This window comes from Mesotoga sp., from assembly GCF_035363035.1.
Taxonomy (GTDB): Bacteria; Thermotogota; Thermotogae; order Petrotogales; family Kosmotogaceae; genus Mesotoga.
On sequence record NZ_DAOSEH010000112.1, the window covers coordinates 1 to 5,464 of the forward strand.

Genomic DNA, 5,464 nt, shown 5'->3' on the forward strand with positions numbered 1-5,464 from the left:
AACTTGATTGTCACTTGAGTAGTAGACTTTTCCTTATTTATATGATAAGGTACCCAATTTTCACCCGCACCGGCTTCGATCCCGTCATCCCCGGGATCTCATTCTAATTCAACACAGATTATACCAAAAAATGGAGTCTGTCCCTATTTTTTTAGGAACTGGCGCGACGATATGATATAGATATTAAGCTAGAACTCTTTGACTCTGACAGGCTGATTTCTTGTCGAAGTCGTTCCGTCGCCGAGCTGACCATCTTCGTTGAGGCCCCAGGTCCACACTAATCCGCCCTCCCATATACGCTTCACCGCCATCGAATGAAATGCTCCCGCTCCAATGGTAACTACGTTTTGGAGAAGCTGAGGTCCGTTTATTACCTGAACCGGTGCTTCTCTTCTAGTCCAGCTTCCATCTCCAAGCTGACCGAACTCATTATCTCCCCATGAATAGACTATTCGGTCATCTGTTAAGGCTTTTGAATGCTCGTCTCCTGCAGCAATTTCTATTGCTCCCAAGAGAAAATCGAAGCCACCTGGACCCTTTACCTGGACGGGAAAGTTGCTGTTGTTTTGAGTGTTATTGCCCAGCTGTCCTGACTCGTTTAAACCCCAGGCAAGAATCGAATTTATGTTCGTTTTCGGATCTCTTTGAAGTACTATGGTGTGTCCTCCCCCGGCGGCAACGGCTACAATTTCTGTAAGATCACCCTTTCCGCCGAGTCCAACTACCTTTTCGGGCGTATTTCTCTGGCCTCCAGAAACGCCAATTCCGAGTTGTCCGTGGTTGTTATCTCCCCAGGTCCGAACTGTACCGTCATCCATTACCGCGGCCGAATGAAGATACCCTGCTGCAATCGATAATATGCCGCTTAGAGCCTGCTTCCCTCCAACTTGAACCGGCAATGAGCTATGGTTCCAGGTACCGTCGCCAAGCTGGCCATACTTGTTGTTGCCCCAGGAAAACAGGATCTCTATCTTTGGAACGATCTGTCTCATTAAGGCCAGCGTGTGTTCTCCACCTGCAGCTATGGCAACAACACTGTCCAGGAACGATTTCCCGTCGGGAGCTTTCACCTGAACCGGGATGTTTGAGTTGATGCTTGTTCCATTGCCAAGCTGGCCGGACCCGTTTCTTCCCCATGCCCAGACAGTACCATCGCTCCTGAGCGCGACGGAATGATTGTATCCTGCCGCTATTGCGATTATTTTCGTTAAGGGTTGCTTCCCTCCTACCCGGACTGCTGTATTGCTATCTGTCCAAGTGCCGTTTCCAAGCTGTCCGAATTCATTGCTACCCCACGCCCATACTGTTCCGTCTTCTTTAAGTGCTATCGTGTGAGACGCTCCCCCATCAGCAAGAATAGCATTCATCAAGAAGCCTTCATCGTAGGTGAATGGCCATGAAATTACTTCTGACTTTAGTCCGTAATCATCTCGAGCTCTGACTTCGAAGATTCGATCTCCGGGAGTCATGTCGCTCCATTTATAGGTAGTACTCAATCCGTTGCTCTCCCAGACCCCCTCGTCCTTCCTTATCTCATAGACTACAATCTTATCCGAGGGTTCGCTCTGCCACTCAAATACTGCCTCGTTCAAATAGACAGTTCCCGAGGGGCCATTCACTATGGAGAGAAGGGGTCCCCGTGAAAGCTTTATTCTTAGAGTCACGAACGCTTTAGGTTCTTCAAAACTTGTATTGGATATCAGAACATGTGTTGTGATCTCTCCACCGTCTGGAATAAAACTTGCCGCTTCATTGTCATCCCAGCTGGTGGTAAAGATATTCTCCTCGCCTCCATAAAACTTGAACTGCACGTTCTCATTCGTTGACTCAACCGAAGCCTCCGCCATGTAATCAACAAACGCCGGACTAACAACCAGTCTGTAAACCCTTGAAGTCAACGGGGAAAGTGAAAAGGTTTTTGTCATGTCGTCCCAGTCCTGCAATGCTGGGCTCACTGTTACTGTGGCAGGATCGTCTCCGTGGCCTGACCACTCGTTAGGCTCCCCGTGGGGAACGCTCATACCATCGCTATCCAATCCCAGTATTACACTCTTCTCGAAACTCTGATTTTTAACCCATTGCCAGTAAGCGTCACTCAATGAACTGAAAGTCCCTTCGCTCTGGAACATCTGATCTATGTCAGATCTGAGACTTCCCAGTTCGAAGAGAGCTTTGACATATCCAATGTTCTGATTCGAAGCGTTCATTTTCAGGCCTGCATAAACCCAGAAGTCTTGTGTTCTATATGCATCTGCATCCGCCATCCAGGGAAGAGTTCGCGAAAACAGGTTTGAATTTATTGACAATGGTTCTCGGCCATTATAATTGGTATTGCTGCGCTCAAGACTGTTCATGTGCAGTTCGGCGGCTACAGCGGTCCCTTCAAAGACTCCCCACACAGCCGTTCTGTCTGTCCAGTCATTCTGTAGTGCAGGATAAGCGAACTGTATCGAATGAAAGAACTCGTGACGAGTAATGATTGGGTCTGGCTCAGCGGGTAATCCCGGGTAACGAGTATATGCTATCCGCTGGCTTGGAACATAGGCTCCGTTTACGGTACCTTTGCGAAGCTCGTATTCGTATTTCAGAATGGGAACAAAGCTTGGGGGAGAGAAAGAAATCCCCATTACAGCGACCCTTAGATTGGGCTTTGAGAATCCGATTGTGTTGACATATGTCTCAAGTGCATCCTCCAGCGCTGCTCTTGTCATATCTATATGCGCCTGTATGCACTCGCCATCGGAGAAGCCGATACAGCTCAGGTAGAAACCCTTGATATCGAAAATTGAAGCTCCTTCAAATTCGACCTCCGCGACTTCTACTTCATTGTATCCGATACTTTTCGCAAGGACGTATATTTCAGGCTCAGCACCAACAAAGGGAATGATTGTCCCGAAGAGACCGCTTTCTTCATCGTAAACTCCTCTCAGCGGGTTCCATCTAATCGACGAATCCTCTTCTTCCGGAAACGCCGAAACAACTGACCCTGGACGGGATAGGACGAGAATCGCTAGATCGTCTGTTGAAACACCATCAGGAACAGGTAATCCGAGTATGAGAAACTCTCCCTCTCGAACGGAGAAATCCTTTTCTGAGCCGACACTGTAGAATTTGCCTATAAGACTGGCTTCTTGAAGAGCGTCCGGCAAAGGGACTTCTGTAGTAGGATCTTCCACAGACTCTATGTATATCCTCAGCAACTTGTCAAGAACTCCATCTGGAGCACCGACACTTACTCCGTCTTCACCTTTGATCACCTCACCAGGCCTCAAATACTTTGAGAAATCATCATCTACCGGTGGAAAAAGCATGCATCCGGAAGCAAAGAAAACCATAATCAGGGTCAAAATCAATAAGTTCTTTACATTCCTGGCAGCTAGTACCCTCTTCATAGCCATCACTCCTTAGTTGCGTTCGATTCGCTCAATTCTTTTCACAAGCCTTGCTGATCAGAGAATCAGACGAAATCTATGAATGGTCAAAACCGTCACCAAAGCCGATAATTTTAATGCATTTTAGTGATCATATCACACTCCATGACTGTTTCAGAAGAACAGAAGAGACAGCCGTTCACAGTTCTCCGAGAAAAGCTGAAAATCCGTCCTTGGAGAACCTGAGGCGAGAGGTTGGAAGAGCGAGAAAAGCATCAAAAACACGAGATGAAGAGAGAGGGCGAGACGGAGGAGAGAAGAGAAATCTGAAGTACCGAGTGTCGGAGAGCCTTTTCGCTTATCCTGTCATCCCGTTGTGTTGGTGAGTAGCCCTGTCGACTGTCGACATCAATTTGAACTCAGGTTCATAATTCTTTCCTTTCTCTTTCTTCACTCTTATTCACCCCTTCTTCTTAGTTTACTATCCCTAACTTACTACTGTTTTTCTTTTAAAACCCGCCGTTTCTTATCAACTCTGCAAGCACACAGTCAATGATCGAATATTTCCCTTGCTCTTTATTTATCCAGCTGGATCTCTCCAGTATTCGCAGAGCATCTGCAACTCTAGATTTAGAAGCGGAATCACCGCTGACTTGAAAAGACCGGAGTATCGCCGTGAAGCTAGTGGCGCCAAATGCAATAAACTCTAGTACCCTTCTGTATCTTGGACTTCGCTTCTCAAGCTCTTTGAACTCATTGATAAAAAGCATCCTGGCTGTCCGAAAGGTTTCAGAAAGAGCTTCATCGTGGCTTCTTCTGAGTCGATTAAGACCGTACTGTACAAGATGTCCCGCTATCCCGTCAAGAAGGTTCTGCGCCGCGGTTATTTCTTCAAGCGGGATTTGCATGTCACTCTCTGCGAACGCGGTTTTCAAAAACTCTATAGAAATATCTTTTGAGAAAGGCTTGAGAACTATTTCGTATATATACCTCCCGTGCAGCGGACTTTCATAATCGTCCGTTCCAATGAAGTCATGAAGTAGACCGACTTCCGAACCTGTGAGCAGAAACCTTATGTTTGGGAGATTATCGTAAGACCAGGCAATTAGGTTCTGTATGCTCTTCCCGCCTCTGCTTCCATAATATCGAAGATACTGAGCCTCATCGAAGGCGATAATAAACGGCTTTGAATGATCGTTCAACTTCTCCAGAATCGAACTCAGAGTAACATCATTCCAATCGAAGGTTACAGAGTTCCCCATAAAAGAAACTCCCTTTACCTTGCTCAACAGAGCTTTAATTCTCTCTTTTTTGAGTTTCTTCTCGAGCTCTCCCTGTATAGCATACGAAAGATCGACCCTGCCTATTGAACCGGAAGAATCCGAGTATACCCTTCTGATGTCTATCATTATTGAATCTTGCTCAGTTTCTGCAATGGCAACCCTCATTAAAGAAGACTTCCCGACTCTCCTTATACCTGTGATCACTGTGATCGGATTGTCTCTCAACGAAGACAGGAGCTCTCCGAGTTCTTCGCCTCTTGAGAAAAGATCGGCTCCTTTGCTCTTTGGTTTTGGATCGAGCAACATATATTATCACCTCCAGTTCTGAGGTCAGAACTAGTTCTGACCTCAGAACCATTTTAGCATACTCTCTAATAATTCAACCGCTTCGGAAGATATGAGGTAAAAAGTCAATAGAACAAGAAAGACAGTCCCTTTTTTTCTACATTGTCATTCCGTAATGCGCCCGTGGAGCCTGCCCTGAAATGGGCCTATTCAGGGTCATCCCGTAGTGTACCTACTAAGAACCGTTGTGGGTTGTGCGTTGTGGGTTGGTGGTAAGAGCCGAGAAAGAGCGTCCAGAGTTCGCTTCGCTCACGAGAAGACGAGAGCGAAAATAGGGACTGACGATTCTCCTCACGTCTGTCCCATTTTTCGCGCTTGCGATACCCTAGACCCGAAACCCGCTGCTCGCGTCTCGCCCTCTCTTCCTCTCTCCTCTTCTCACTCTTTCGGAGTCTGTCCCTATTTTCCCTGTGGAGCCTGCCCTGAAATGGGCCTATTCAGGGTCATCCCGTAGTGTACCTACTA

General features: G+C 46.9%; 2 protein-coding genes. Both read right to left on the reverse strand.

Annotation, left to right across the window (positions count from 1 at the left end):
* Positions 1-188: 188 nt before the first annotated feature.
* The gene (locus PKX57_RS11130) at positions 189-3,392 is read right to left on the reverse strand and encodes an RCC1 domain-containing protein (protein WP_213922693.1); all 3,204 of its coding nucleotides are present in this window, start codon (positions 3,390-3,392) and stop codon (positions 189-191) included.
* 488 nt (positions 3,393-3,880) lie between these two features.
* Positions 3,881-4,960, reverse strand: coding sequence for an AAA family ATPase (locus PKX57_RS11135; RefSeq protein ID WP_472417347.1), 1,080 nt, complete (start codon positions 4,958-4,960; stop codon positions 3,881-3,883).
* Positions 4,961-5,464: the final 504 nt, after the last annotated feature.

What these genes read in the sequence shown, in the direction of transcription:
- PKX57_RS11135 (WP_472417347.1), bottom strand. Translation starts at nt 4,960, where the DNA reads ATGTTGCTCGATCCAAAACCAAAGAGCAAAGGAGCCGATCTTTTCTCA.
- PKX57_RS11130 (WP_213922693.1), bottom strand. Translation starts at nt 3,392, where the DNA reads ATGAAGAGGGTACTAGCTGCCAGGAATGTAAAGAACTTATTGATTTTG.